Origin of the sequence: Planktothrix agardhii, assembly GCF_904830935.1 — a bacterium.
Classification (GTDB): domain Bacteria; phylum Cyanobacteriota; class Cyanobacteriia; order Cyanobacteriales; family Microcoleaceae; genus Planktothrix; species Planktothrix agardhii.
Genome location: NZ_LR882952.1, coordinates 1,547,751 through 1,573,667, shown reverse-complemented (window position 1 = coordinate 1,573,667; position 25,917 = coordinate 1,547,751). Strand labels below are relative to the sequence as shown.

The 25,917-nt window shown below is 40.6% G+C and carries 30 protein-coding genes; 13 read left to right on the top strand and 17 right to left on the bottom strand.

Translation table 11 applies throughout. The features are described from left to right. Positions 1-79 precede the first annotated feature (79 nt). From NMG88_RS07475 to NMG88_RS07460, 4 genes are all read left to right on the top strand, one after another. The gene (locus tag NMG88_RS07475; protein WP_313658186.1) at positions 80-466 is read left to right on the top strand and encodes a dTDP-4-dehydrorhamnose 3,5-epimerase; all 387 of its coding nucleotides are present in this window, start codon (positions 80-82) and stop codon (positions 464-466) included. Positions 467-548: 82 nt separating this feature from the next. Then, entirely contained in the window at positions 549-782 is a 234-nt protein-coding gene (locus NMG88_RS07470; RefSeq protein WP_042153154.1) for a DUF167 domain-containing protein, read from the top strand. 43 nt (positions 783-825) lie between these two features. Then, positions 826-1,089, top strand: coding sequence for a hypothetical protein (locus tag NMG88_RS07465; protein WP_026788951.1), 264 nt, complete (start codon positions 826-828; stop codon positions 1,087-1,089). 36 nt (positions 1,090-1,125) lie between these two features. Next, positions 1,126-2,868: a trypsin-like peptidase domain-containing protein gene (locus NMG88_RS07460; protein WP_081846344.1), complete on the top strand. Its 1,743-nt coding sequence runs from the start codon at positions 1,126-1,128 to the stop codon at positions 2,866-2,868. Between the two features lie 225 nt (positions 2,869-3,093). Here NMG88_RS07460 and NMG88_RS07455 read toward each other — a convergent pair whose 3' ends face one another. Beyond that, on the bottom strand, positions 3,094-5,289 hold the full coding sequence (locus NMG88_RS07455) for an O-linked N-acetylglucosamine transferase, SPINDLY family protein (RefSeq protein ID WP_254035269.1): 2,196 nt from the start codon (positions 5,287-5,289) through the stop codon (positions 3,094-3,096). 311 nt (positions 5,290-5,600) lie between these two features. Between NMG88_RS07455 and NMG88_RS07450 the strand changes: the two genes are divergently transcribed. Next, positions 5,601-7,001, top strand: a complete 1,401-nt coding sequence (locus NMG88_RS07450; protein ID WP_227397654.1) for a TldD/PmbA family protein — start codon at positions 5,601-5,603, stop codon at positions 6,999-7,001. A gap of 65 nt (positions 7,002-7,066) precedes the next feature. Here NMG88_RS07450 and NMG88_RS07445 read toward each other — a convergent pair whose 3' ends face one another. After that, on the bottom strand, positions 7,067-7,303 hold the full coding sequence (locus NMG88_RS07445) for a hypothetical protein (protein WP_227381738.1): 237 nt from the start codon (positions 7,301-7,303) through the stop codon (positions 7,067-7,069). 194 nt (positions 7,304-7,497) lie between these two features. Continuing rightward, positions 7,498-7,677: a heterocyst-inhibiting protein PatX gene (patX, locus tag NMG88_RS07440; protein WP_227350352.1), complete on the bottom strand. Its 180-nt coding sequence runs from the start codon at positions 7,675-7,677 to the stop codon at positions 7,498-7,500. Between the two features lie 162 nt (positions 7,678-7,839). Here patX and NMG88_RS07435 point away from each other — a divergent pair, with 162 nt between their 5' ends. Next, a complete protein-coding gene (locus tag NMG88_RS07435; protein WP_026797164.1) occupies positions 7,840-8,121 on the top strand; it encodes a DUF3288 family protein in 282 nt (93 codons plus the stop codon). A gap of 190 nt (positions 8,122-8,311) precedes the next feature. Next, positions 8,312-8,536 carry a ferredoxin-thioredoxin reductase variable chain gene (locus NMG88_RS07430; RefSeq protein WP_027255070.1) on the top strand — a complete coding sequence of 75 codons (225 nt, stop codon included), beginning with the start codon at positions 8,312-8,314 and terminating at the stop codon, positions 8,534-8,536. 46 nt (positions 8,537-8,582) lie between these two features. Here the strand turns inward: NMG88_RS07430 and NMG88_RS07425 are convergent, their stop codons facing one another. The 5 genes from NMG88_RS07425 to NMG88_RS07405 all read right to left on the bottom strand — a co-directional run bounded on the left by NMG88_RS07425 (position 8,583) and on the right by NMG88_RS07405 (position 11,192). Further along, on the bottom strand, positions 8,583-8,807 hold the full coding sequence (locus tag NMG88_RS07425) for a hypothetical protein (RefSeq protein WP_026788959.1): 225 nt from the start codon (positions 8,805-8,807) through the stop codon (positions 8,583-8,585). Positions 8,808-9,034: 227 nt separating this feature from the next. After that, positions 9,035-9,358: a hypothetical protein gene (locus NMG88_RS07420; RefSeq protein ID WP_042153144.1), complete on the bottom strand. Its 324-nt coding sequence runs from the start codon at positions 9,356-9,358 to the stop codon at positions 9,035-9,037. Positions 9,359-9,393: 35 nt separating this feature from the next. Then, complete coding sequence (locus NMG88_RS22815) at positions 9,394-9,630, bottom strand: hypothetical protein (RefSeq protein WP_488168650.1); 237 nt, start codon at positions 9,628-9,630, stop codon at positions 9,394-9,396. 27 nt (positions 9,631-9,657) lie between these two features. Then, positions 9,658-9,972, bottom strand: a complete 315-nt coding sequence (locus NMG88_RS07410; RefSeq protein WP_042153141.1) for a hypothetical protein — start codon at positions 9,970-9,972, stop codon at positions 9,658-9,660. 86 nt (positions 9,973-10,058) lie between these two features. After that, positions 10,059-11,192: a peptidylprolyl isomerase gene (locus tag NMG88_RS07405; RefSeq protein WP_042153138.1), complete on the bottom strand. Its 1,134-nt coding sequence runs from the start codon at positions 11,190-11,192 to the stop codon at positions 10,059-10,061. Between the two features lie 134 nt (positions 11,193-11,326). Here NMG88_RS07405 and efp point away from each other — a divergent pair, with 134 nt between their 5' ends. Then, positions 11,327-11,884: an elongation factor P gene (gene efp / locus NMG88_RS07400; RefSeq protein WP_042153136.1), complete on the top strand. Its 558-nt coding sequence runs from the start codon at positions 11,327-11,329 to the stop codon at positions 11,882-11,884. A 118-nt stretch (positions 11,885-12,002) separates the two neighbouring features. After that, positions 12,003-12,539: an acetyl-CoA carboxylase biotin carboxyl carrier protein gene (gene accB, locus NMG88_RS07395; protein WP_042153134.1), complete on the top strand. Its 537-nt coding sequence runs from the start codon at positions 12,003-12,005 to the stop codon at positions 12,537-12,539. Here the strand turns inward: accB and NMG88_RS07390 are convergent. Continuing rightward, on the bottom strand, positions 12,536-13,150 hold the full coding sequence (locus NMG88_RS07390; RefSeq protein ID WP_235751230.1) for a GerMN domain-containing protein: 615 nt from the start codon (positions 13,148-13,150) through the stop codon (positions 12,536-12,538). The two genes, accB and NMG88_RS07390, sit on opposite strands and share 4 nt — an antisense overlap. Before the next feature lie 230 nt (positions 13,151-13,380). Continuing rightward, positions 13,381-13,563, bottom strand: a complete 183-nt coding sequence (locus NMG88_RS07385; RefSeq protein ID WP_027255065.1) for a CsbD family protein — start codon at positions 13,561-13,563, stop codon at positions 13,381-13,383. A gap of 318 nt (positions 13,564-13,881) precedes the next feature. Here NMG88_RS07385 and NMG88_RS07380 point away from each other — a divergent pair, with 318 nt between their 5' ends. Together NMG88_RS07380 and trxB are read left to right on the top strand one after the other, a co-directional pair. After that, positions 13,882-14,058 (top strand): hypothetical protein, encoded by a 177-nt coding sequence (locus NMG88_RS07380; protein ID WP_254035268.1) that lies wholly within the window; start codon positions 13,882-13,884, stop codon positions 14,056-14,058. A 433-nt stretch (positions 14,059-14,491) separates the two neighbouring features. After that, positions 14,492-15,853, top strand: a complete 1,362-nt coding sequence (gene trxB / locus NMG88_RS07375) for a thioredoxin-disulfide reductase (protein ID WP_254033355.1) — start codon at positions 14,492-14,494, stop codon at positions 15,851-15,853. A 140-nt stretch (positions 15,854-15,993) separates the two neighbouring features. On the opposite strand, the gene NMG88_RS07370 is transcribed toward trxB, so the two are convergent. The 3 genes from NMG88_RS07370 to upp all read right to left on the bottom strand — a co-directional run bounded on the left by NMG88_RS07370 (position 15,994) and on the right by upp (position 17,389). After that, entirely contained in the window at positions 15,994-16,281 is a 288-nt protein-coding gene (locus NMG88_RS07370) for a YggT family protein (RefSeq protein WP_026794466.1), read from the bottom strand. Between the two features lie 102 nt (positions 16,282-16,383). Further along, positions 16,384-16,680 (bottom strand): ssl2009 family thylakoid membrane protein, encoded by a 297-nt coding sequence (locus NMG88_RS07365; RefSeq protein ID WP_042153125.1) that lies wholly within the window; start codon positions 16,678-16,680, stop codon positions 16,384-16,386. Between the two features lie 31 nt (positions 16,681-16,711). Next, positions 16,712-17,389 carry a uracil phosphoribosyltransferase gene (gene upp, locus NMG88_RS07360; protein WP_042153122.1) on the bottom strand — a complete coding sequence of 226 codons (678 nt, stop codon included), beginning with the start codon at positions 17,387-17,389 and terminating at the stop codon, positions 16,712-16,714. Positions 17,390-17,504: 115 nt separating this feature from the next. On the opposite strand from upp, the gene cobQ reads away from it, so the two are divergent. Then, a complete protein-coding gene (gene cobQ, locus NMG88_RS07355; RefSeq protein ID WP_042153119.1) occupies positions 17,505-18,971 on the top strand; it encodes a cobyric acid synthase CobQ in 1,467 nt (488 codons plus the stop codon). Between the two features lie 36 nt (positions 18,972-19,007). Then, the gene (locus NMG88_RS07350) at positions 19,008-19,241 is read left to right on the top strand and encodes a 2Fe-2S iron-sulfur cluster-binding protein (RefSeq protein ID WP_026788975.1); all 234 of its coding nucleotides are present in this window, start codon (positions 19,008-19,010) and stop codon (positions 19,239-19,241) included. A gap of 240 nt (positions 19,242-19,481) precedes the next feature. On the opposite strand, the gene NMG88_RS07345 is transcribed toward NMG88_RS07350, so the two are convergent. The 4 genes from NMG88_RS07345 to NMG88_RS07330 all read right to left on the bottom strand — a co-directional run bounded on the left by NMG88_RS07345 (position 19,482) and on the right by NMG88_RS07330 (position 25,867). Further along, positions 19,482-20,480: an RNA polymerase sigma factor, RpoD/SigA family gene (locus tag NMG88_RS07345; RefSeq protein ID WP_042153116.1), complete on the bottom strand. Its 999-nt coding sequence runs from the start codon at positions 20,478-20,480 to the stop codon at positions 19,482-19,484. 790 nt (positions 20,481-21,270) lie between these two features. Beyond that, complete coding sequence (locus NMG88_RS07340) at positions 21,271-23,037, bottom strand: helicase HerA domain-containing protein (RefSeq protein WP_042153113.1); 1,767 nt, start codon at positions 23,035-23,037, stop codon at positions 21,271-21,273. Between the two features lie 251 nt (positions 23,038-23,288). Then, positions 23,289-25,016 carry a bifunctional 3,4-dihydroxy-2-butanone-4-phosphate synthase/GTP cyclohydrolase II gene (gene ribBA, locus NMG88_RS07335; protein ID WP_254035267.1) on the bottom strand — a complete coding sequence of 576 codons (1,728 nt, stop codon included), beginning with the start codon at positions 25,014-25,016 and terminating at the stop codon, positions 23,289-23,291. A gap of 341 nt (positions 25,017-25,357) precedes the next feature. Beyond that, a complete protein-coding gene (locus NMG88_RS07330) occupies positions 25,358-25,867 on the bottom strand; it encodes a hypothetical protein (protein ID WP_227350348.1) in 510 nt (169 codons plus the stop codon). Between the last annotated feature and the right edge of the window lie 50 nt (positions 25,868-25,917).

Below are 25,917 nucleotides of genomic sequence, written 5' to 3'. Positions count from 1 at the left end.
ATTTTGCATTGTGAGGACTATCAATATGGGTCTGATCCACCAAGTTGAAGTTCGCAGACTCAACTCAATGAGGTCTGGGATGGTTGAATTTTTCACTCCTCAAACCAGCGATGAAACGATGACAGTACAGGTTGAAGCGGGCGCGGTAGAGAAGTTATTTGTCCATCGTTTTCAAACTGATCAATTATTGGTCGTCCGAGGTCAATTTGTCTTAGTGATTTTACAGAATCGTCAATATCGTTATATTCCCTTGAGTGATCGGGTTCCAACTGTGGTTAAAATTCCCCCAGGGGTTCCTCACGGTGCAGTTAATCTGGGTACAGAAGACTGTTTAATGGTGAATGCGCTACTGCGACATGGGGAACCCCATGAACTAGATTATCGCCCCTTAAACCCCCCTTTTCCCTACAATTTAGTCGCGGTAAAACGGGCGTTAGAAAGTTTAGATTATCCCCTGACAGCTTAATTTTAAAATCATCTTATATCAATATAGGATACCAAATTGCTGTATCCTATATTAATATAAGCGATCGCAATTCTTTAAACCTTTGGCACTCTTAAAAATTAAAGTTAAACCCAATTCTAAACAGCAAGTTTTCCATGAAGAAATTGATGGAAGTTTTACTGTTAATCTTAAATCTCCCCCAGTCGAAGGAAAAGCCAATCAAGAATTAATTAAATTTTTAGCCAAACACTTAGGAGTTCCCAAATCCCAAATTACCATTAAATCGGGCCTATTCTCCCGTCATAAATTTGTAGAAGTTCCTGATCTTAATTCCTAGTATAATCGGTGAGTAGACATCATTAATTTCAGTATTTTTGCCAATGGATGCGTTTCAACCCACCCCTCCAGATTGGACGACTGATGCAATTCACGCTTCTGAGTTTTGCTGTCCTGAATGTTCCGCGAGTAGTTTAGAAGCCCAAAAGGTTTGGATTAATCGTCGTTCTCCAGTGTACAGCGAAAATAACCATCGCAAATGGCAGGAATTTTATACTTGTCAATGTGGCTGTGTTTGGTGGGCTTGGAGTAGCGATCGCCCCCCGTCTAATTTGCTTCCTCAACCTGAAGATTCTGATATTTTTTGATCCTCTCAAATCAATAATTTAATCTCAAAAACTAGAATGAATCTAAATTTACTGTCCCAATACTTTAAAATTTCTCCTAAAAACTTATTGGCGATCGCTTTAAATATTCCTTTCCTAACAATTCCGGTTCTATTTCTACCCCATTTGTCCTCTTTCCCCTTACAAATTGCCGAAAAAATAGCCCTATCTCCCACCGACATTAATACCATTGCTGGAGAAATTACCGTTAGAATTGACGGGCCAAAAGGCGGATCGGGATTTATTGTAGAAAAACAAGGAAATACCTATTATGTTTTGACAAATTGGCACGTTGTCGATCGCGTGGGAGACTATGAAATCGTCACCCCCGATGGTGAACGCCACTTTGTTTATTATAGTTTAATTCAACAACTTCCCAACCTAGATTTAGCCCTAGTTCCCTTTAGTAGTTCCCAACGATATCGAGTAGCAATTCCCGCCGATGCTAATAATATTCAGTCAGGAAGTCCTTTATATGTAGCCGGATGGCCCCGTTCTGGAAGTTCCCTAGGACAAAGACTTTTTTTAAGTACCAGTGGAACCTTTAGCCAACGTCAACAACCTCGGTTGGGGTATAGTTTAGTTTACACAAATTTAGTCAGAAGTGGGATGAGTGGCGGCCCAATTTTAGATGGGGAAGGAAAGGTTATTGGAGTCAATGGAATTGTCCAGCTAGGCACTAATCCTGATAAAATTGTTTCTGCGGGAATCCCGATCAATTATTTTTTTAATTGGCGAAAAACAGCAACATTATCTTCAATTATTTCCTCCACTAATCCCTCTGCACCGATTACCAATAATCCCGATCTGAATACTTCAAATTCACCCGCAAAACCCCCTATTAATATCGCTTCGGTCACTAATTCCTTTTCTTTAGCTACGACTTTAACCGAAGAATCAGGAGAAATATTATCCATCGCTTTAGTCTTTCCCTATGCTATTATTGGCAATAGTAATGGAAATATTTCGATTTGGAATATTACCACCAGTGGACTAACTCGAACTTTACCCGCTCATCAAGGATCAATTTATAGCATTAGCCTCAGTCAAGATAACAAATATTTAGTTACAGGAGGGGAAGATGGATTAATTAAAATTTGGGATTTAGCCACGGGTTTACAATCTTCAACTTTGCCCTTACTTCAAACGATTCAAGCCCATAATAATCCCATTTTAGCAGTAAAAATTAGCCCTGATGGTAAAATGATTGCCAGTGGAGGTTGGGATAAAACTATTAAACTTTGGAATCTGCAAACGGGTCAACTTTTAAAAACCTTTATCGGACATGAACAGTTAGTTAGCGCGATCGCATTTAGTCCCGACAGTCAAATTTTAGCCAGTGGAAGTAAAGATAGTAGTATCAAATTATGGAATATTCAAACTGGAGAATTAATTCGTACCTTAAAAGGTCATGAATTATCGGTTTTATCCTTAGCAATTAGTCCTGATGGAGAGACTTTAGCCAGTAGCAGCGCCGATGGAACAATTGGATTATGGAAATTAAAAACAGGTCAACCCATTCGTAAGTTAAGTGGTCATACCGATGGCGTTTGGTCAATCGTAATTACCAAGGATGGGAAAACATTAATTAGTGGAAGTTGGGATAAAACCGTCAAACTTTGGGACTTAGCTACGGGTCAATTAAAAGGGAATTTAAGAGGTCACTCCGGTTATATAAATGCAGTTGGGATTAGTCCCGATGGTAATACCCTAGTTAGTGGGGGATGGGATGGACAAGTAAAGGTTTGGAAGCATCCCTAATCTAAGTAATTGCACAAAATAAATTACCTAGTTGAGAGAGGGAACACCGGAACAGCCCCCCTAGCCCCCCGTGCACGGGGGGCTAGGGGGGGAGGGAACAGGGTAGAGGATGTGTAATTAATTTTGTTTAGGTACTTAAATATTTATTCTGTTGAATACGGATAAACAAGAGAACGTTTCAATTATTTACAATCCTTCGGAGGAATTCATCAATTCCCCCCATATCTAGGCAGTTTTCTGCTTAATTAATTGTTGGAAAATCCCATATAAATTTTGAGCAAATTGTTGAGGATTCCATAGAGGAACCAAGGATTCAGATTGCTTAGATTTAATCAATTTTTCTTGAACTAAAGTTCTCAAAACCTGATCCTGACCTAAACGCACCCCCCAGTTAATATAGTCCTTCCAAGACTCAGAAATTCCTTCTTCAATTGATAATCCTTGTAAAAAAGAATAACCCATCCGCGATAAAAATTGTTCCCCTTTATAAGTCACCACAGGAACATTAAACCAGAGGGCTTCTAAAGTGTGAGTCCCACCATTATAGGGGTAGGAATCCAAGAAAACATCCGTAATCCCATACACTTGACGGTGTTCTTCTTCCCTGGGAAAACGGGGGAGAAATTTAATCCGATGTTTCCCCACACCCAACCCATCACAAACTTGACGATAGGTTGAAATTACCACATCTTGATCCGCTAAACCCTTATAAATTAAAATACTATCGGGAACTTGTTTAAGAATTTCGACTTGAGCCTTGACTAATTCCACATTGAATTTCCGACCCGACGCCACACATAAATAAACAATTTGATCCGAACTAATTCGATAGGTTTGTCGCAATTGAATCGGATTAGTTTCAACTCGCTCAAACCCAGAAACCGCCATAAAAGACTGCGGCATTTTTAATAATTGTTCCGTGTAGTATTTTTCCGTCCCTTTGGGATGGGTATATTCATCCCCTAAAAAATAAGTTTGATTGGAGACTTGCAAGGCATCAAACCCCAGCCAAGAAATACAAATAGGGGCAGGTTTGTAATAAAAAATATCGCTGTGAATAGGTAAACTTAACGCATCTAAATCTAAAATAATATCAATTTGATCATTAGTAATTTCTTGAATAATTTCTTCCGGTGTGGGTAATCCATTGGGATAGTGTTTAGGAATAAAAAACTTATTTGCGATCGCTTCAAATAATGGGGTACGATCATCCGCCTGGAGGCGATCAGTACAATAAAGATAGAGCTTAACGGGTAAATTTGATAATTCGCGTAAAACATCCAAACTACACCAACCCACCGAATGACGATTAAAATGGCTAGATAAGATGCCAATTCTTAACGGAGAATGGGGAAATGTAGCGGGAATAGTATCGGAAATTGATTGATATTTAGGCTTGAGAATTTTCTCAATATATTTTTTAGTAATTCGATGATGGAGCTTAATGTTTTTATCCAAATCATCTCTTAAATAGGGCATACTAAAGAGTAAATTAGAATACAGGGATTTAATTTCTACTAAAGTCGTCCGATCTAATTTAGAATAAAGTTGAGATTCTAACTTTAAAAACCGATCCTTAGCGATATGGTTTAATCCCGATACCTGATAGGTGCTAATCCCATAAATTGCTGCCATAATCGGGTCAATTTCATGACAACATTCGATATAGCGATCCACCGCTTTACGGGCAGCAGCTAAATTACTACTATCGCGATAAATGCCACATAAATGTTGATGGGCTAGGGGTAAATTAGGTTTAATTTCAATTGCTTTTTGTAATAAAGGAATTGCCTCTTTATATTTTCCCTGATGTCGTAAAACCATCCCCATTTGACCATAGGCTTCAGCAAAATCTGGCTTCAACTCCACAACTTTTTGCCAAAGGGCGATCGCTTCTTCAACCTTGCCTTGGAGCGCTAATTGATTCCCTTGATTAAATAGAACATCCGCCCCGCCCAATTGGGGATTTAAGGCTAAGGCTCGTTGCTCTGAAATCTGGGCTTCCCCGTCCTGTCCTAAGTGTTTTAAAACCTGCGCCAAATTCCAATGGACGGCAGCTAAATCCGGCTGTAAATTCACCGCTTGGCGATAACTATTAATCGCGGATTCCAGTTGTCCTTGTCGGTAAAACATACTCCCCAAATTAACATGGGCTTGGGGTAAATTCGGGTTAATTGCTAATGCTTGTTGATAGGAGCGAATCGCCTCTTGTATTTGACCCTGGGCTTGATAAATATTCCCCATGGTCACATAGGCTAATGGCTCATTCGGCTCAAGGGCGATCGCGTTTTGGCAGGCTGCGATCGCCTCAGAATACAATTTCTGAACATAGTAAGTTTCCGCCAATTGTGTCCACCCTTGGGGACTATCAGGCTGTATTGCGGTAGAGGGATCAGAGAATTGATTCGGATTCACGGACATTAGGACAGTGCAATGAAGGTATCACCTATAATTTTAACGGCTAACGGGAGCAGGGGAAAGGGGGAAGTAGGGGAGCAGGGAAAGAAGGGGAAAAATTATCTCCATCCTTGGGTGTCAATCTTCAATATCCGAATAAGTACCTAAACAAAATTAATTACACATCCTCTACCCTGTTCCCTCCCCCCCTAGCCCCCGTGCACGGGGGGTTTGGGGGGGGCTGTTCCGGTGTTCCCTCTCTCAACTAGGTAATTTATTTTGTGCAACTACTTATAAGGCAAAATAGGGAAATACAGTCAACCTTGCCGACCCCTATGCCTAGCTTGCTTGCTGATGTGAAGAATCTGTTGGCCGATTTAATGGGGCGTTACCAGTCCCAAGTTGATTATTTAGCCATTCGTCTGGAAGAAGCCGAAGAAACAGATATATTATTACGCGGAGATCGAATTGAAACCTTGAGTGAAGGACTTTCCATCGGCGGTCAAGTTCGGGCTTGCTATCGAGGCGGATGGGGATTTTCTAGTTTTAATCGCCTCTCAACCCTAGAAGATCGCATTGGTGAAGCTATCACCGCCGCCAAACTTATTGGTACAGAAACAACTATTCTCGCTCCAATTCCGATTATTCAAGATAGCTGTAACTTACCCCTAACTGGAACCGATCCCCGTCAAATTCCCTTAGCTGAAAAAAAAGAATTATGCGATCGCTACGGCCAAATTCTTCGCAGTGTTGACCCCTGTATTGCCACTATTTCCGTCCGCTACAACGATAGTACCCAAAGAATAATTCTGATCACCTCCGAAGGAACTCTATTAGAACAATCTTGGGTCGATATGGAAATGCGTTTTGCAGCCACAGCCAGAAATGGGGAAACCGTACAAACTGGACGGGAAACCACAGGTTCCCGCAAAGCATACCAAGACCTGACAAATCTCGATCAGCAGGTTCGTAGTGCAGCGTTGCGGGCGGTGAATTCCCTAGCCCTTCCCCCCGTTAAGGGGAATGTTTATACCGTTGTGATTGACCCCATTTTGTCGGGTTTATTTGTCCATGAAGCCTTCGGTCATTTGTCAGAAGCGGATATGACCTACGAAAATCCTGATTTATTAGAAGTTATGACCTTGGGCCGTCAATTTGGCCCGAAAAATCTGCAAATCTTTGATGGTGCAGCCCCGACCGGACATCGGGGAAGCTATTTTTATGATGATGAAGGAACTCCAGCAACCACCACCCAACTGATCCGAGATGGGGCCTTAGTTGGTCGCCTTCATTCCCGTGAAACCGCAGGTAAATTAGGAGAAGTCCCCACCGGAAATGCCCGTTGTTTGAATTATCATTTTCCGCCCTTAGTTAGAATGACAAATACCTGGATCGAACGGGGTGATACTGCCGTTGAGGACTTATTAAGTGATATTAAAGAAGGGGTTTATGCTCGCAATTGGTTGGGGGGAATGACCAATGGTGAAATGTTTACATTCACTGCGGGAGAAGCCTGGATGATTAGAAATGGCAAACTAGAAGAACCTGTTAGAGATGTGACTTTATCGGGAAATGTTTTTACCACCCTAGCAGATATCGAAGCGATTGGTGATGACTTTTATTGGGATGAATCGGGGGGTTGTGGAAAGGGAGGACAAAATGGTTTACCTGTTGGTTGCGGAGGCCCTAGTTTACGCCTTAGCAATGTCGTTGTCGGAGGGGAAGCAATAGATTGAGAATTTGATACTCCCACCCCTTCAGGGGTGGGCTTGCGTCGCGGACAAATTCTGTCACTCGGTGATCAGTTTTCCCGCCGTCCATCACCGCGTTTAGGAGAAATATCATTGGTATTTTGATCATTATAGTTGTGGTGTGTAACTTTTATGGGATCGGGGTTCAGAGATATGAAGACTGATCCGGACTGGGAAGATTGAATTTGTTCTGGATCACGCTGTTGCATAATTTGAGGTTGAGGGTCAAAACTCTGAGGCAAACCCACAATGGTACTGATCATTAAGACGGTAATAAAGTTAGACATTTTTGGCTGAGTATTGGGACGACTATTCCTGAATACCAATGCTTTAATTACTGATCCGGATCATCAATAAAATCCTGATTGATCATTCCCTTATCAAAGGTAAAAAAAATGGAGTGAGTCTCAAGTTCCAAGAAATATATAGATATGATTCTATTTTTTCTTGACTCACTCCTCTGTAGTTTTAATCATGATAATTAACGTCCACTTCCCCTATGAGGAAGTCCTTGTGTGTCAATATCTGTGCTGGTTTCAGTTGCAAGAAAAGCCACAACTTCACTTTTTGAAGATAAATTAACGTTAATAGGATTAAAAGCATGACGAGTCATGACAGAGACTAACAAAGTCGATAATAAAATGGTGCTGTAGATTCGCATAAGAGTTGTCCGTATTAGAGTGTCCATTCTCTAATACAAGTTGAATGAAATTGATCCGGTAAAAAAGACAAACTTTCCCTAGATTGCTTTTGAGTCCTGTAATAGTGTTATAATAAAAGGGATAAATCTTGTGATCAAGAATCAAGTAAGCGATCGCTAGTTATGACAACTCAAGAACAAAAACATCCTCAATACAATACTGATCGAAAGATTGTTCTGAGTCTTTTAGAGCAAGAAGCAACGGACTATAATCTAGTAGAATTAGCCCGTTTAAAAATTCGCTATCGAGGTTTTCCGGGTGCAAAGGATATTCAAAGCGATTTAGAAAGAATCTTACAAACCTGGGGATATACCGACGAAACTTTATTTGAAAAAACTCGCCAAATTCACGCCACAGGTCAAATTTATAGAGGCAAAAAAAACGATCAAGAAGATTGGATTTGAAGGGTATATTCTTTCTTCTTCACGGTCAAGATCAGATTCTCCGGCTAAATCCAGAACAAAATTTTCCTGTGCCACTGCGAGTTTTGTGGCGATTTTGTGCAAATATGGAAAGACTGTCTGATAAGAGTGCCAGTGACACTTACAGGTGCTATTACCGGGGAGTTAGAGAGGAAATACTAGGTTACAATTTATGAAGGCTGGCGATCGCGTTTCGGTTAAAACATCTGTTGTCGTTTATGTCCATCCCAAACATCGGAATCAGACATTTGAGACTAAGGGATTGAAGGGGAATGTTGTATCTGTGATTACTGATTGGCAGGGAAGACCCCTAAGCCCGAATTTGCCTATTGTTGTGGATTTTGGCAATAAATTCAAGGCCCATTTCCGAGAAGACGAGTTAGAATTGATAGAATAGTTTGAGAAGCTAGGAGAATATTAGATAAATAATTTCTCCTAGTCTCCTATTTTCTTCCCAAAAACCAACCTAAAATATTAATATCTCCTCGCATTTTTTCGATTTCTTGACGGTGGCGTGCGGCGGTTTGATAATACCAGGAACAATATTGAGCAAATTCATCCCGATATTCAACTTCTTGATGGAATTCCCGCGTAAGTTGATGAGCTTGGAGCGCAGCCACCACAGCGTGATCGGGTTGTTTAACAGTCTGTTCCCATTCAAATGGCATGATTACACAATCCTAGATTAAGGAATGCTTTTACCTTAACACAGGAATCAGTTATCAGTCATCAGTTATCAGTCATCAGTGTAAGAATTGATTTATTACCCATTCCCTATTCGTAATTCGTAATTCATAATTCCCTACAACCAACCTCGCAACCGATAAACTCCTAATCCCAAGGGATAAATAAATAGGGGTAAAAGTTTAGATAAGAATAGAAACATAGCAAAAAATCAACTTTTATTCCGTTTAAAAATCCAACCTAAAAGGGTTGTAGCTTCGGTGGGACGAGGAGTAGATTTAGAAGCAGTTGGTAATAGTTTTGATTTAGCCAGAATACCGGAAAGATTATCGGCGATCGCTTCAATTTTAAAAATTTCCGTCGATTCTGGTTTTTGATCAATTTGCCACCATTTGACTAAACAACCTACAGACCATCCCGATACAATCCCTAACTCTAAACTGCTTAATATTGAATTATTTAATCCGATGAAACAGAGGGTAAAAAATAATCCTGATCCTAATCCTGTACGAAACACTATTGATGATTTTAACATAGATTTTGTCAAATTTGTGGAGCCTATTTCCTAGTTCAGAAATCAGATTGAGTCATTTCAAGCAATCGAAGAATTTTGATGAGAAATAGGACAGTAGTAATATACCTTGGATCAGCTAACTGACCAATTAAATCCGCCGCCCGAATTAAACCAGGATAATCACTGGTACCTCGATGTTCTTCATCATTAGGAACCGGAAAACGAGTTAACTCAATATAGTGTTGAATTGTGTTAATATCAACTAAGGGATTCTGCTCAAAATATTCTCGAATTACCGATTCGTAATTCGTAATTACCCCTTACCATTCACGCTCTAAACGCGGGGGTAAACGCAATTTAGGAAACTGATAAAAGGTGTTTCCCTCGTCATCAATTTCGGGAAAGGCTAAAAAAAGTTGAACTTGATGATCTAAATATTTTTGAGCGACTTCGGGGCTAACTCCGGCTAAAGCTGATAGTTGAATTAGGGATACTTTGCCTCCTTGGGCGGCAACTAATCTATAAAACGCCGAATCTAATTGACGTTGTTGTTCTCGATTATTTCCTAAATTGACAATTAATAAAGTCATCAATACACCCAAACCAGCAACAGAAATTAACTCTAGGATAGCCATAATTAATAATAGATAAATTAAACGAAATATGAGATTAACAATTAACAGTTTATTGGCTCTGTTAATTGTTAATAATTTACCCTAAATTAAGAGGGTTGAACAAGATTATCGGCCCCTCGAATCACTTTTGCTGATTCAATCACATCTCCTTTTCGCAGTTCTTCTAATACTTCTTTCCCCTCGGTGACATAGCCAAAGACAGCATAACGACCATCTAATAAATTAAGTCCAGCCGGAGTTAATTCCGGTTCAAATAGGAAGAAGAAAATTTGAGAAGATCCGCCGTCGGGAATGGCTTCTGGACGGGCTAAGGCTAAAGTTCCAAAAGCAGAAAAGGGCAAAACTGGATGATCTTGATAACGACCAATTTCTTCAAAAGTGGTGTTATAAATCGGTTCTTGATCTCCTTGAGCTAAAATTTCCAGAGGAATGCCCCGATATTTTCCAGTTTTAGGATCAATAAAACCATCATCTGCACCTTCAGGATCTCCAACTTGTAGGGCATAGGATTCTTCTGAACGAATGAATTTTAAGCCATCATAAAATCCCCGTTCCACTAAATCAACAAAATTACCCGCCGTCACCGGGGCACTATAACCATCCACGACAACAGTTAAGTTACCTTTATTGGTTTTGATTTCAACGGTAGCCCGACCTTTCAATTGAGGCAAATTAGAATATTCTGCCGGAACTTCAAAGGGAAATTCCTGAACCATTAATTCTTCTAATGTGCCAATGTTATCTAATATTTTACCCTGGGTTAATAAAAGCGTTTGCGGATCTTTGAATTCAACCGCCGCCCGCAAACTATCAATATCCTGTTTAATTTGTTCAACTAATAATTGAGCTTGGGGTTGGCGTTCTTCGGGAATATTAGCTAATAATTCTGCCTCTTTGGTGCTCAAAACCCGAGAAGCGGTGGTGATATTGCCGTTAATATTACTCCAACGTTTTCCCCGAAGTTGGGACTTAATCCCTTCTAAACTCAATTGGATTTTTCTCGCCGCTTCGTTATCAATGGGCAGAGCATAGCGTAAGAGGGCTTGACCATCGGTGATGGCATTGCCTTGGGGGAGGATACTTTCCCGTTTTGGGGAACTGTCACCGTCCCACCAAGCGGCGCTCAGACCCACGGATAGGGAAAATAGCAGCACAGCCACTAAACCCGTTTTCAACCAATGTTTATAGGTGTTTCTCATGGAATTGGAAAAATGCAACATAAATCTTAACTTTTGTTCTCTATACTGATCTTGCCACTATTTAGCCCGTTGTCGCAGGAAAAAAATTAATCCCCTGTTCCCGATTTTGGGGTAAAATAGGATGCCGATTATTCTGCCCAGGTATTAGTGTTTGCATGATTTCCAGTAACGACTTTCGCACAGGTGTCACGATTGTATTAGATGGTTCAGTCTGGCGTGTAATAGAATTTCTGCACGTTAAGCCCGGAAAAGGTTCTGCTTTTGTGCGGACAAAACTCAAAAACTCACAGACCGGTAGTGTAGTAGAACGCACTTTCAGGGCGGGAGAGACTGTTCCTCAAGCGACCCTGGAAAAAAGTGAAATGCAACATACCTATAAAGATGGGGAAGACTTCGTTTTCATGGATATGGAAACCTATGAAGAAGCCAGTTTGAAGGAATCTGAAATTGGCGATCGGGTTAAATATCTTAAAGATGGCATGACCGTTAGCGTGGTTCGTTGGGGAGAACAGGTTCTGGAAGTGGAACTCCCGAACTCCGTCATCTTAGAAGTGGTAGAAACCGATCCCGGAGTCAAAGGAGATACCGCCACGGGGGGTACAAAACCCGCTATTGTGGAAACAGGTGCTCAAGTGATGGTTCCCTTATTTATTACTAAAGGGGAACGAATTCGGATTGATACCCGTACCGACAGCTACCAAGGTCGAGAGTGAAAACTCGCCGAACTATGATTTCATATTTAAGCGGTTTAGACTGTTGGGCGATGGGTCAAACATACACCCAACGGACTGAATCAAGATAGACTGCAAATTTAGGGGAGACATACCAACTGTGCAACTAGATTTGAACCAGCTTCGTGAACTGCTGGCTGATCTCGATAAAACTAATATTTCAGAGCTAACACTCAAAAGCGCAGATTTTGAACTGACCGTTCGTAAAGAAGTTTCGCCCGGATCTCAGGCTTTATCCTCGGTTGAAACTCTGTTAACGGCTGCGGGGGTTGGTTCACAGTTGGTGTCGTCTCCGGTGGTACCCACTGCGATTGTTCCTCCAGTTGGGGAAAATCTCACTACAGCGACCCCAGCAACGCCAGTGGCTGCTCCTCCACCTCTTTCGCCGGAATCGAAGTGGGTCGAAATTACTTCCCCCATGGTGGGAACCTTTTATCGTTCTCCTGCACCTGATGAAGCGCCTTTTGTGGAAATTGGCGATCGCATTTCTACGGGTCAGAGCGTTTGCATTATTGAAGCCATGAAGTTGATGAATGAAATTGAAGCCGAATTTTCTGGCCAAGTAATGGAAATTTTAATTCAAAATGGTTCTCCCGTTGAATATGGCCAGCCATTAATTAAAATTAAGCCGGATTAAAACCGAAATTCCCGATCAAAAGTTGAGCGAGTTATCGGTTGCGCAATTTCCAAGCCTTCTCCCCCCAATACCGTTAAAGGTTTTCCGGCAACGGATAGCCAAACTTTGCTGTTGGGGTTAAGGGTCGTAGAAGTATAAACGATTTGTCCTAAGCGTCCAGTCATGGATGCACTCCCCCCGCCTTGGGTAAATTCGGGGGATAAGTCCACATAAACTTCATCATTTTTGGTGGTTAAGTTCAGAAGTTTTGTTCCTTTAGGAATTTCACTAAATTGATTCGGGTCGGAAACCCCTGCTAATAATCGATCCAGGGCGATATTTAAAAATACCGTCGGGTCATTTTGGGCTTGAATTTGTACAGGTTGAGAAATAATCGCCAACTTACCGCTTTTATCCTCTACCCAATAAATAGCGAGGGTTTTCTCAACGGTTTCCGATGGCGAGGGAGTGGGCTGTGGTAAGGTTAGGGTTGGGGAGGAAACAACGGGTTCTTTGGGAGAACGGGAGCTTAATGTCCACCAGCTTAACCCTGCGCCCACAGCAATTAAGCAGGCGGCAATTCCTGCCATAATTCCAACGGGAATAACACGAGTCTTTTGGGGATCTTCCATTGATTTTAAATTTTATTTTTGTAGCAACTGAAATTCTGATCAAGGTCTAACATCAAAAAACCTGACTAGGGATAAACCAAGCCAGCCTCAAAAATAATATACTATAATTACCCTTAAAATATTGACATTAAAATATTCAATTCAGTAATCTGTAGTCAGTTTAATATTTAATAGACCGTTAACTGATAACTGCCAGAGACGCGCCATAGCACGTCTCTACTGATAACTGATTAGTTAATGGCGTCTTTGGTTGCATCCTTCACGTCTTCAACCGTATGACGGACTTTTGCTTCGGCTTGCTTGGCTTTTCCTTCCGCTTGAGTTTGAGGATCTCCAGTTATATCCCCCACGGTTTCTTGAATTTTACCTTCAATATTTTTTGCCGTTGCTTTAACACGATTTTCTAAACTCATGATATCCTCCGTATTGGCTTGATTACAGCTAAATAAACCGAATTGAACTATACTAATTTTTTACAGTTGGCTTAGTTATCTGTATAAATATTAATAGCAAGCACACCGAAAAAGAGTCTTCCTTAAGACAGATATCTATTCAATTAATCCAAAATATAATGAATGAGTTCGGATCAAGATTTTAGCTTTTCAGCATTCTCATGTTTCCCTAAAAGTTAAGTTAAGAAAATATAAGAGTTATAGGTATTTATAATTATTCGACTAGAATATGAGAATATTCATCTTAAAGATTTTGAAAAACATCAAGACACCATTCAATTGTTTGGCGATTCTAAGGACTATGTTTTAGGGGCATCTCCTTTCCATGCTTCTGACACGGGCATTTTCCGAGACACCAATCGGAATAATATCTTTGATGCTCAGGATGAGTTAATTGGCGTTGTCTCAGACGTGAAAAATTTACGCTTATCGGGGACTTATTTTAACTATGTGTAGTTAGTGGGACTTAAACAAAAATCAAGCCCAAATCAAGCCTAAACTTGCTTTGTAGGCTGCAAACTCGGCTTTTTGATATAATTCTATATCTAATGGTAAGTTTTTTTTGCCATCGTATAGATTGCTGGTTACTGCTACGACTCCATTTAGGAGCTACCAAAGAAGCTGGCTTGATCAAGACAGATGAATCTGAATCAACCTCTACTCGCTATGCCTGTTATCTCCCTTTTTGGGCATAAAAGTGTTTTAACGCAAATCCATAAGAGTAACCATCAAAACTTAAAACCCTTGCAAAATAAGGAAAACAGTGTTTTAACGCAAACCGTAAGGCAAGAAATATGAACAAATCATCCTCCAGATTATGACCTCGCCAGATTAGGAAATAAATTGCTATAATCTCCTTACATGAAGTCGTTATGAGTTTGAAATAAACATGACAAACCCAACCGTTGAAAACCTTGTTATTATTGGTTCTGGGCCTGCGGGCTATACCGCCGCCATCTATGCAGGACGGGCGAATTTGAAACCCGTGGTCTTTGAAGGCTATCAAATTGGGGGGATACCGGGGGGGCAGTTAATGACCACTACAGAAGTTGAGAACTTCCCAGGTTTTCCCGAAGGCATTACCGGGCCAGAACTCATGGATAGAATCAAAGCCCAAGCCCAGCGGTGGGGGGCGGAATTATTTACTGAGGATGTGATTTCCGTTGATTTGAGTCAACGTCCCTTTACGGTTAAATCGGAAGACCGGGAAATCAAAACCCATACTATTGTAATTGCTACCGGGGCAACGGCGAAACGGTTAAATTTACCCCAGGAAGAAACCTTTTGGAATGCGGGAATTTCCGCCTGTGCTATTTGTGATGGGGCGAGTCCAATTTTCAAAGGAGTCGAATTAGCGGTAATTGGGGGAGGAGATACGGCCGCCGAGGAAGCGGTTTATTTAACTAAATACGCCACCCATGTTCATCTATTAGTTAGACGGGATGAACTACGGGCGAGTAAAACTATGCAGCAACGGGTTTTAACCCATCCTAAAATTACTGTACATTGGCATACCCAGGCGCTGGATGTTTATGGAAATGGCAAATTAGGGGGGATTAAAATTAAGAATAATCAGACGGGAGAACAGCAAGATTTACCTGTACAGGGTTTATTTTATGCTATCGGTCATACTCCTAATACCCAAATTTTCCAAGGACAGTTAGAACTGGATGAAGTGGGATATATTGTTACGAAACACGGGACTCCAGAAACGAGCGTGGAGGGAGTTTACGCCGTCGGGGATGTCCAGGATCATGAATTCCGTCAAGCAATTACGGCGGCGGGTAGTGGTTGTATGGGGGCGATGTTAGCAGAACGTTGGTTATCGCTAAATGGGTTAGGGGAGGAATTTCAACAGACGGAAACCCCGGAAGTGGAAACCCCGAAGTCAACTCCACCTCAAAATACTAATTCGGAGAATTTCGATATCCAGAATACTCGCCATATCGGGGGTTATGCGTTGCGGAAACTTTACCATGATAGCGATCGCCTAATTATGGTAAAATATTCTTCGCCAACCTGCGGGCCTTGTCATGCCCTCAAACCGATTTTAGATAAAGTCGTGGCTGAATTTGAGGGTAAGATTCACTATATTGAAATTGACATTGAAGAAGATCCTGAAATTGCCCAAAATGCAGGGGTAGTGGGGACTCCGACGGTGCAGTTTTTCAAAAATAAGGATTTAATTGAAAACCTCAAAGGCGTTAAACCCAAGAGTTTATATCGAGAATTAATTGAGAAGAATTCATAGAACAATGTAGTGAGTCCTTCAGGACTCCTAACTCAATGGGGAAAAGATAGCCCTGAAGGGCTTACTACTGTAGTAAGTCCTTTAGGACTCCTAACTTAAATTGGGAAGAAATAAGCCCTGAAGGGCTTACTACGTTTGAGTTAAAATACTTGCTGCATACTTCCTAATAAAGCAATAATGACTTGGGAACCAAATTGTAAGGCAAAAATAGCAATAATCGCAGAAAAATCAATTCCACCTAAAGGGGGAATAAAAGACCGGAATAGGTTGAGGTAGGGATCAGTTAATTGGCTTAAGATAGAAAAGGGCGGATCATACCAATTAATTGTCGGAAACCAGCTTAATAGAATCCTAACAAATAGGATCAACATATAAATGTTCAGGAACTGTGCCAGGGTACTAGCGAGTAAACCTAAAGGAAGTGCCATAAAATTTTTTGGATGTTTGACTGAAATTTGACATAAAGTTATGTTCCCCAGTGTACCACATTGGAAACCAGGGGATAGATTCAAACCAGCAGCTAGAATCAATTAATTTTCGGTTTCTGACCCACTATTACCATTTACACTGCCTAACTGTTGACGGACATCATCAATGGCTTGATTGAGTTGAGAAATTTTATCCTCCAAACCCAAACGGGCGGTTTCCATATTGTCCCCGGTCAATTTAGTCGCCCTCCCCGATTTTCCTTGTATTTCTAATAAGGAATCAACCCGATCTTGATTGTTGATGCGGTTGGCAAGTACCACCCCTAATACCCCCCCAACCAAACCTCCTAAGGTTGCACCGAGGAAGAAGCCACTGGTAAAGCCGTCTCGATTACCCATAATTTAACCAATATTTCACAATAGCTTGATTTTACTCCGATTGGGTAGGCAGACGGTCAAAAGTGCCAAAGGTGCGATCTCCCGCATCCCCTAACCCTGGTATAATGAATCCCTGTGCATTAACTTCCGAATCAATAATAGCGGTATATACTTGCAAACTGGGATAGGCTTGACTTAACTTTTGTAACGCTGGGGGGGCGGCGACAATGGAAATAATTCTAATTAAAGCCGGGTCAAGATGACGTTGGGTAAGTTCGGCCATCACCGCCATAATTGTTCCCCCGGTTGCTAACATGGGTTCACTGATGATCACCCGGGTTTGGGGGTCAAATTGGGCGGGTAATTTATTTAAGTAGCAAGTAGGCTCTAAGGTTTCTTCGTTGCGTACCATGCCTAAATGATATACCGAAGATAGAGGTACAACGCTTTGAATTCCCTCCATTAAGGCTAAACCAGCGCGTAAAATTGGAATTACAATTAGGGGAACTTCAGGATTTACAAAAGTTGCATTACATTCGGTTAAGGGGGTTTGTACCGTTGTTTCCAGGGTCGGTAACCAGTCCCTCGCCGCTTCATAGGTTAACCAACGTCCTAACTCCGTCATCGCCGTCCGAAACAAACCCGGAGGCGTCGCCTGGTCACGAGCAACCCCTAACCAATGTTTAATCAGGGGATGGGGTGGGACATAAATACGCAGTTGAGGGGCCATATCAAAACTGTTGGAAATTCTCAACTATCATCCCATAACATTGCTAGGCTATTGTTAAAGGTTTTTAAGTTATCCTTACGGATTAAAATATTGTTCTGCCTTTAGAATTATCTTTATGAAAGCAATTATGATTGTGGGAACGACTTCCCACGCCGGAAAATCAATGATGGTTACGGCCATTTGTCGGATTTTACATCGTCGCGGGGTGAAAGTGGCCCCGTTTAAAGGGCAAAATATGGCTCTTAATTCCTATGTTTCTCCGGGGGGATCGGAAATGGGTTATGCTCAAGCGGTGCAAGCTTGGGCGGCGGGAGTTACTCCCTCGGTGACGATGAACCCGATTTTATTGAAACCCCAAGGGAATATGACCTCTCAGGTGATTTTTAAAGGCAAATCTGTGGGGGTGGTGAAAGCTAGTGATTATTATGAACAATATTTTGATCGGGGTTGGAAAGCAATTACCGAATGTTTGGATTATTTAACTCAAGAATTTGATATTTTAGTTTGTGAAGGTGCGGGAAGTCCGGCGGAAATTAATCTCAAACATCGAGATTTAACTAATATGCGGGTGGCTAAATACTTAAATGCGAAAACCTTATTAGTAGTTGATATTGATCGGGGTGGCGCCTTTGCCCATGTTGTGGGAACTTTACAATTATTAGAACCCGATGAACGGGCGTTAATTTGCGGTATTGTGATCAATAAATTTAGGGGACAGCGATCGCTCTTAGAATCTGGGATCATCTGGTTAGAGGAATATACAAAAATTCCGGTAGTTGCGGTGATTCCTTGGATTGATAATCCGTTTCCCGCAGAGGATTCTTTAAGTTTATTAGATCGTGCTTCTAGTTCTCCCCAAACGGAATTAACCATTGCCGTGATCCGTTTTCCTCGCATTTCTAATTTCACCGATTTTGATCCTTTGGATTCGGAATCAACGGTCAGTATTAAGTATGTTAACCCGGCTGAATATTTAGGACATCCCGATGCTGTAATTCTTCCCGGTTCTAAAACTACTATATCAGATTTACAAGTATTAAAAGAATCGGGAATGGCTGATCAAATTAAAAATTATATTAAAGCCGGGGGGCAAGTTATGGGAATTTGTGGGGGTTATCAAATGTTAGGAAAAGTCGTATCTGATCCCTATGGTTTAGAAGGCGAGCAAGGAGATTATGAAGGGTTAGGATTATTAGCCCTAAAAACAGTAATTTCTAATCAAAAAACCTCCCGTCAACGGTTAGTAACTTCTAATTATCCCCAGAAAAATTTACCCATTGAAGGCTATGAAATTCATCAGGGAAGAACTCAACTCTTAGATTCTAATGATATTTTTCCTTTATTTGATGACCAAAATTTAGGATATGTCAATGGTCAAAAATCTATTTGGGGTCATTATTTACATGGAATTTTCGATAACGGATCTTGGAGACGAACTTGGCTAAATCATCTGCGAAAAGCCAGGGGTTTAAATCCTTTACCTACTGGTATTGCTAATTATCGAGAACAGCGAGAAATATTATTAGATGTATTAGCAGATACGGTAGAAGCTCATTTGGATCTTAAATCTATTCTGGGTTAAGTTTAAAAATCTGATTTTTAGCGGTTAAAACTAATTATGAAAATACATTTTTTACCCGACGAAGTTACTATTGAAGCCGAACCAGGAGAACCCTTATTAGACGTCGCAAAACGGGCAGGTGTGGTGATTCCTACCGGGTGTTTAATGGGGTCTTGTCATGCTTGTGAAGTGGAAATAGACGAAGATAATTTTATCTGTGCTTGTATTTCTGCTGTTCCCCCCGGAAAAACTGAAATGACTATTAATATTTATAGTGATCCGACTTGGTAGGATATTAGGTAATGGGGAATGGGTAATGGGTAATGGGTTTAACGGTCTTGTTAATATCTTAACTGTTTGAATTAGTGCTATAGTGCTACGCATTACAGTTAGGACACTTCTAAATCTGTGCAAACTCATTACCTATTACCTATTACCTATTACCTATTACCTATTACCTATTACCTATTACCTATCAAAAAAATAGGGATTGGGAAACCCAACCCCTAGAGGTGTTTTTTTAACTAATGACTAACTAGCTAAATATTCTCGAACTTGAGCTTTACGACGGCGCAGGTGGCTCAACGCTTGGCTTTCCAGTTGACGAACCCGTTCACGACTGATGCTCATTTGCACCCCCACTTTAGACAGGGACATCTCCTTACCATCTTCCAACCCGTAGCGCAGGGTAATAACTTCCCGTTGTTGGGCTGTTAAGTCCGCCAGTAAATTTTTCAAGTCCTGACGCAGTAACTCTTGGGTGACAAAAGCATCGGCGGAGGTATTATGATCTTCGAGGAGATCTTGCAATTCCGTATCTTGATTATCCCCCACCCGCAAATCCAAAGAAACCGGATGACGAGACGCCAACAGATAATCCCGAATTTGAGCCGGGTCTAACTCTAACGCCTGAGCAATCTCCCCCGGAGTGGCGTTGCGGCCTAATTTCTGTACTAACTCCCGTTGAACTTTTTTAATTTTGTTCAGTTTTTCGGTAATATGGATCGGCAGACGAATGGTGCGAGAAGTTTGGGCAATGGCGCGGGTAATAGCTTGACGAATCCACCAGTAAGCATAGGTCGAGAATTTATATCCCCGCATGGGATCAAATTTTTCCACACCCCGTTCTAAACCCAGGGTTCCTTCTTGGATTAAATCCAAAAATTCCATGTTGCGTTTTTGATATTTCTTAGCAATGGAGACCACTAAACGCAGGTTGGCCTCGATCATTTTTCCCTTAGCCCGACGTCCTTGCTTCAAGATGGTTTGAAGTTCATCTTGACTCATTTCTACCGCATCAGACCACTCTTGCTGACTCGGTTCCCGACCCAGTTGTTCTGCGAGAGTATTTTTCGCTTCCAACTGTTGCATCATGGTCTGTACCTGCTTACCGTAGGTAATCTCCTGTTCTCGGGTCAGTAAGGGAACGCGCCCAATTTCATGCAAATAGGTACGAACTGCGTCGGTAGTTGCAGGTCGAGTGCTTCTGGAAGCCACTTGCTCTTTGTATGTAGTATTGACAGTTGGCATGACTATGAATTACACTCCTAAAAACAGAATTTACAGGGGCAGCAAATTTTTTTCATCTCTCTACAGGAACTTATACCGGAATCGACAACAAAGGCTCCCCCGCACTTTGATTCTGGGAAGGATTCCGAATTCTGTCTGTCTCCGTAAAGACTAATTCTGTCCTATCTTGATTTTTCGTTAGGATTGAATAGAGGATTCCTCTCCAGAGCCTAGGGCTAATAAACGTCCTGACAGGATTATGACATATAACTAGGGTTAAAAGTCAAGGGTTTCATGGCGCAACCTCCCATCGTAGCCAATTTTATTAACATATTTTCATCATGCCCTGATTGTTTTGATAGTACAACTGTAGTAATTGAGTAATAACCGAACTTTCAGGTATCGGTTTCAGGGTGTATGGGTTCTCCCATGCCCATGCAAACAAATTTTGACAGCCAATAAATTAGACTACAGCGAGATTGGGACTGATTACTGAGAAAGTTTCATTAAATTGACTCCCGCTAAATAGTGGTGGTGTATAAGAAGTAATTCCAATGGGTCGATTTAAGCGGGAATCTGGGCCAACAAAGATATTAGAATTGGGGTTATTAGGATTAGGAATAGGAACACCTGTTAGGGGATTATAAGCTAAAACTGCCCCGATATTATTAGAATCTTTTCGAGTATCAAAACCGACGGTATAAAACAGAGAAAATATGAACTGTTTTTTTGTATAATAACACTATAAGCTATAAGGTTTTATTTTTCAATAGGAAATATTAAAATCATCTTAATTTTTGGTTTCCAAATTTTAAAATCCTAAATCATCCTTAGCTAAAGCCGCTGCTTTTAATACCTTTTCATCGGATTGTTGTGTCCAGTCCGTTTCTCCAATTTCTTCATAGAATGTTTGATCATAGGGACGGGTGCGAACTACAACGGGCATCGGGACAGCATGACCTAAGACTAATGCTTGTTGTTTGGAATCTAATTTTGATAACACCGACCGCAAGCTTTGTCCTCCAGAAACCCCGGTAAAAATTGCATCAATATCTTTATCATCGTTTAATAAAGCTGTAATTCTGGTTCCAACTTGAGACATGACTTCCGCATCAATACCAGAGGGACGTTGATCAACAATTAATAGAGTCACAAAATATTTTCGCATCTCTCGCGCAATAGTTCCAAAAATAGTAGAACGTACAATAGCTGGATCTAAAAAACGGTGAGCTTCTTCAATAGTAATTACTAATTGTGTCGGACGGTCTACGGGATTTTTAGAGGCTAAAAAATTCTCGGCTTTTTTAACATAAGCGTGGTGAATCCGGCGAGTGATCATATTAGTTACTAACATATAGGATAGCATATCGGATTGCGATCCAAACTCCACTACGACATTTTTTCCCGCGTCCAAAGATTGTAATATTCTATCTACATAATTAAACGGACAATTGGGACGCATATATTTTAAATTATCCATCCGTAGTAACTTCCGTTGGAGCGCCATAATTGAACCTTTATGTCCCCGGCGTTCATCACAAAATAGTTGAATTTCTTCATTAGTCATGGATAACAATTGAGAAATCCAAGATGAGCCAAATTCACTACGGAGAATATTAGCATTATCAATACTAGCTTCGGAAAGATTTAATTCCCGTTGCACTAACATAATATCTTCTACCTCAATTTGAGCATAGCTTAGATATAATTCCTGTGCATCTTTAATCCCTCGGCGTCGGCTAGATTCAGGATCAAGCGTATAGACTTCCACTTGACCAGGGAACAGTTGTCTTAACCCTTTAACCGTACTAAATTGTTTACCCTCCGATACCGCTTCCCAGCCGTATTCTGAGTGCATATCAAAGATTAAATTAACGGCGGCTTTCTTCTTAATAATTCCCGATAATAATAACCGGGTTAAAAAGGATTTTCCGGTTCCTGATTTTCCGAAAACTCCATTACTACGTTCTACAAACCGATCTAAATCTAAACAAACTGGCACATCCATATCCAGGGGTTTACCGATGGCAAAATTCCGCCGAGTGGGGTCATCTTCCCAACCAAAAATGATTCTAAAATCCCGTTCACTGGCTTCATAAACCTGGGAAAAATGTACGGGAATGGTTTTTACTGGTAAGAGTTCAATTTCGGTGTTATTGGTTTGAGTTTGGAATGAAGCGATCGCAGATTTTCCATTATTAAGAGGGCGAGAAGACCTCGCCCCTACGGTTTTTTCTTGTTGGGCGATAACACGAATAATTTCTTCTTCTCGTTCTGAGACTTCCCGACTTAACATTAACATCGGGCTGAGTTCAATAGTTCCGTAGGTGCTATTTCCGGCTAAAATTGCTTGTAAAAAATCATCATCGGGGTGAGGAGGGTTGGCGATAATTCGCAAGCTGGATGTTCCTAAAGAGACATCAGTTAATAAACAGAAAAAATGCGATCGCTTTCCTCGCACGACTAAAAATTTTCCTACCCGCATTTCTTCTACAGACACATCGGGATGTAAGCGAACTTCTAAACCTTTTGTTAAGGAACCTTGAATGACAGAACCCAGGGGTTTTTCAGTAGTCATAGTGCAGTTTTTTGGGGGTTAGCAATGGGTAACTTTGGTTACGCATTGGGGGTTTATAGCTGGTTGTTGTATTGTTCATACTCCAACATTTTGCCATAAAGTTAATTACAACTTACATTTTACAATAAGAATGTTTATTGTTTTTCGTCAAGAGATTGAAAGAACTTCGTTGTTGGGCTTTAGCCCATCCTGTTAGGGCTAAAGCCCAACAACGGGGGATTTTTTGATATTTGTTTATTTTTTCCTATTATTTAGGATGAAAAACTATAAATGGTTTGGGGTTGTAATTGTTGACAAATGGAACAAGGAAGTTGAGTTAGGGGAAATTGTTCCCGATGGAGTTGTACCTGTAAATTGGTTAGGGGATCAACCCCGGAAGAAATGATAAATTGTAGTTTTTGGAGATGGGGCCATTGAGTAATTTGATCTAAAATTTGGGTAATGGCTTTCAGGTAGGGATGATCTAGTTGTTGATACCAATGGGGATCGGCGACTCCGGCTTGATCAAAGCCTAAATTAACAATTAATTGTGCTTGATCAAATAAAGCGGTTGTTACGGGTCGAGCTTCTTCTTGTAATAGTAAATCATTGGTTTTAGCTAAAAATCTCAACTTTTCTAACCGTTCATAACTGCTGAGAATTGAGGTTTTATTGCGTTTTGACTCCATATATTCTGCTTCTGGATTTTCAACTAAAGGTTGAGATTCATCCCAATTAATAGCCACAGTAATTAAGTAGGTTTGTAATAATAAATGCCCTAATTTTTCTGCTTTTGTAGCCAAATAAACCGTATTATAATCCGTGGCTTCAATAATTAAGGGAACCCGATCCACAATTTCAATCCCATAGCCTTTTAACCCGGCAATTTTACGGGGATTATTAGTAATTAAACGAATTTTACGCACCCCTAAATCATTCAGCATTTGCGCCCCCATGCCATAATCCCGTAGGTCAGGAGCAAAACCTAATCTTTCATTAGCTTCAACGGTATCAAATCCAATATCCTGCAAAGAATAGGCTTTAATCTTATTAATTAATCCAATACCGCGTCCTTCTTGGCGGAGATAAATAATCACTCCTGATCCGGCATAATCAATCATTTTCATCGCTGTTTGTAACTGCATTCGACAGTCACAACGCAAAGATCCGAAGGAATCTCCGGTTAAACATTCGGAGTGAACCCGCACCATTACGGGCATTTCTTTTAATTTTTCCAGATCACCTTTAACTAATGCAATATGTTCCGTATTATCTAAGGAATTACGATAGGCATAAATTTTAAAATCCCCAAATTGTGTCGGTAATTGAGCCACGGTTTCTCGATACACAAAACGGTCATGTGTGAGGCGATAACTAATTAAATCCGCAATTGTAATTAATTTTAAATGGTGAACTTTAGCATATTCAATTAATTCGGGAAGTCGCGCCATTGACCCATCGGGATTTTGAATTTCACAAATCACGCCCCCAGGATATAACCCCGCTAACCGAGATAAATCCACGGCGGCTTCCGTATGTCCAGCCCGTTTTAATACCCCGCCATCTTTAGCCCGCAGGGGGAAAATATGGCCCGGACGTCGTAAATCTTCGGGACGAGTCCCTGGGTTAATCGTTATTTGAATGGTGCGGGCGCGGTCATCGGCGGAAATTCCGGTAGAAACGCCCATTTGAGGGGACGCATCAATACTAACGGTGAAGGCGGTTTGGTTGGCGTCGGTGTTTTTAGTCACCATTAAGGGCAAGTCTAACTGATCCAGACGCTCTCCAGTTAGGGCCAAACAAATTAATCCCCGGGCGTACACCGCCATGAAGTTAATCATATCGGGGGTAGCAAATTGGGCGGCACAAATTAGGTCGCCTTCGTTTTCGCGGTGTTCATCATCCACTACCACAATACAGCGCCCGGCTTTGAGATCGGCTAAGGCGGCTTCTATAGTATCGAATTGGTAGGGGTTTGTCGGTAGCACGGACTCGTTCAAAATCGTTTTCTCATCAACGCTTATTGATTAATTGTAACGCTGTTGATCAATTGAGATCCTATTCTAACTGAAAGGGATTTGATTTTGCCGGGGTAGTTGCAGAAAAACATCTCAACTGACGAATTCAAAACACTTTTATGCTACTTTTATATTTACCTCAACCTGAATATCTATTCCTTATTTATAAAACTGTCGGTATTTCAACATTTGTTGATAAGGATTTTGTCCAATTCATATTCATATATCTAGTTTTGATCTTGATTAATAATGCTTTAGGGTTTCAAATTTATATTATTTTGAAAGAAACAGAAGGTTAATCTTTATTGTGTTTGTGCAATAACTCAATGCTTAATCCAAATCATAGGCTGATAAGCATCATTGGTTTTTTGCTGAAAATTGTGATACTTATCTAAAGGAGTTTTAATTAAAAAATCATAATGATTTTTGAGATTATCAGTATAACTCTGGCAATATAATTGATACAAAGTAATAACCTCTTGTATGTCTGACTCAGTTAAAATTCTTCGAGGATTAAATAAACATTCTTGATAAATAAAATATATAATGGCTTTAGATGATAAAAGATTATTAATTTCACGAGCTTCTTGAATCCGATTTTTCTGTCTAGTTAGATTTTGCTGTTTTAAGTAAATCGCTGTCAGATAAGCTTTGAATAAATTTATATAAGCTGAGTAGATAATATAAATCTGATCTAGGGATAAGCTGATTTGATCCCGATTGTTGTGAAGGCTAATTAATTCTCTTAGATGATTTTCCTGTCTATCTAATAATAGTTCTATACCTAAAGCTGTATTTTCACTCAGTCCATAATCTTCTAAAAGCTGAATCAAGGTTAATGAATTAACAAGGGTTCATGTGTTGAAATGCGATCGCCTCTGAT

What these genes read in the sequence shown, in the direction of transcription:
- NMG88_RS07475 (WP_313658186.1), top strand. Translation starts at nt 80, where the DNA reads ATGGTTGAATTTTTCACTCCTCAAACCAGCGATGAAACGATGACAGTA.
- NMG88_RS07465 (WP_026788951.1), top strand. Translation starts at nt 826, where the DNA reads ATGGATGCGTTTCAACCCACCCCTCCAGATTGGACGACTGATGCAATT.
- NMG88_RS07460 (WP_081846344.1), top strand. Translation starts at nt 1,126, where the DNA reads ATGAATCTAAATTTACTGTCCCAATACTTTAAAATTTCTCCTAAAAAC.
- NMG88_RS07455 (WP_254035269.1), bottom strand. Translation starts at nt 5,289, where the DNA reads ATGTCCGTGAATCCGAATCAATTCTCTGATCCCTCTACCGCAATACAG.
- NMG88_RS07450 (WP_227397654.1), top strand. Translation starts at nt 5,601, where the DNA reads ATGCCTAGCTTGCTTGCTGATGTGAAGAATCTGTTGGCCGATTTAATG.
- NMG88_RS07445 (WP_227381738.1), bottom strand. Translation starts at nt 7,303, where the DNA reads ATGTCTAACTTTATTACCGTCTTAATGATCAGTACCATTGTGGGTTTG.
- patX (WP_227350352.1), bottom strand. Translation starts at nt 7,677, where the DNA reads ATGCGAATCTACAGCACCATTTTATTATCGACTTTGTTAGTCTCTGTC.
- NMG88_RS07435 (WP_026797164.1), top strand. Translation starts at nt 7,840, where the DNA reads ATGACAACTCAAGAACAAAAACATCCTCAATACAATACTGATCGAAAG.
- NMG88_RS07430 (WP_027255070.1), top strand. Translation starts at nt 8,312, where the DNA reads ATGAAGGCTGGCGATCGCGTTTCGGTTAAAACATCTGTTGTCGTTTAT.
- NMG88_RS07425 (WP_026788959.1), bottom strand. Translation starts at nt 8,807, where the DNA reads ATGCCATTTGAATGGGAACAGACTGTTAAACAACCCGATCACGCTGTG.
- NMG88_RS07420 (WP_042153144.1), bottom strand. Translation starts at nt 9,358, where the DNA reads ATGTTAAAATCATCAATAGTGTTTCGTACAGGATTAGGATCAGGATTA.
- NMG88_RS07410 (WP_042153141.1), bottom strand. Translation starts at nt 9,972, where the DNA reads ATGGCTATCCTAGAGTTAATTTCTGTTGCTGGTTTGGGTGTATTGATG.
- NMG88_RS07405 (WP_042153138.1), bottom strand. Translation starts at nt 11,192, where the DNA reads ATGTTGCATTTTTCCAATTCCATGAGAAACACCTATAAACATTGGTTG.
- efp (WP_042153136.1), top strand. Translation starts at nt 11,327, where the DNA reads ATGATTTCCAGTAACGACTTTCGCACAGGTGTCACGATTGTATTAGAT.
- NMG88_RS07390 (WP_235751230.1), bottom strand. Translation starts at nt 13,150, where the DNA reads ATGGAAGATCCCCAAAAGACTCGTGTTATTCCCGTTGGAATTATGGCA.
- NMG88_RS07385 (WP_027255065.1), bottom strand. Translation starts at nt 13,563, where the DNA reads ATGAGTTTAGAAAATCGTGTTAAAGCAACGGCAAAAAATATTGAAGGT.
- trxB (WP_254033355.1), top strand. Translation starts at nt 14,492, where the DNA reads ATGACAAACCCAACCGTTGAAAACCTTGTTATTATTGGTTCTGGGCCT.
- NMG88_RS07370 (WP_026794466.1), bottom strand. Translation starts at nt 16,281, where the DNA reads ATGGCACTTCCTTTAGGTTTACTCGCTAGTACCCTGGCACAGTTCCTG.
- NMG88_RS07365 (WP_042153125.1), bottom strand. Translation starts at nt 16,680, where the DNA reads ATGGGTAATCGAGACGGCTTTACCAGTGGCTTCTTCCTCGGTGCAACC.
- upp (WP_042153122.1), bottom strand. Translation starts at nt 17,389, where the DNA reads ATGGCCCCTCAACTGCGTATTTATGTCCCACCCCATCCCCTGATTAAA.
- cobQ (WP_042153119.1), top strand. Translation starts at nt 17,505, where the DNA reads ATGAAAGCAATTATGATTGTGGGAACGACTTCCCACGCCGGAAAATCA.
- NMG88_RS07350 (WP_026788975.1), top strand. Translation starts at nt 19,008, where the DNA reads ATGAAAATACATTTTTTACCCGACGAAGTTACTATTGAAGCCGAACCA.
- NMG88_RS07345 (WP_042153116.1), bottom strand. Translation starts at nt 20,480, where the DNA reads ATGCCAACTGTCAATACTACATACAAAGAGCAAGTGGCTTCCAGAAGC.
- NMG88_RS07340 (WP_042153113.1), bottom strand. Translation starts at nt 23,037, where the DNA reads ATGACTACTGAAAAACCCCTGGGTTCTGTCATTCAAGGTTCCTTAACA.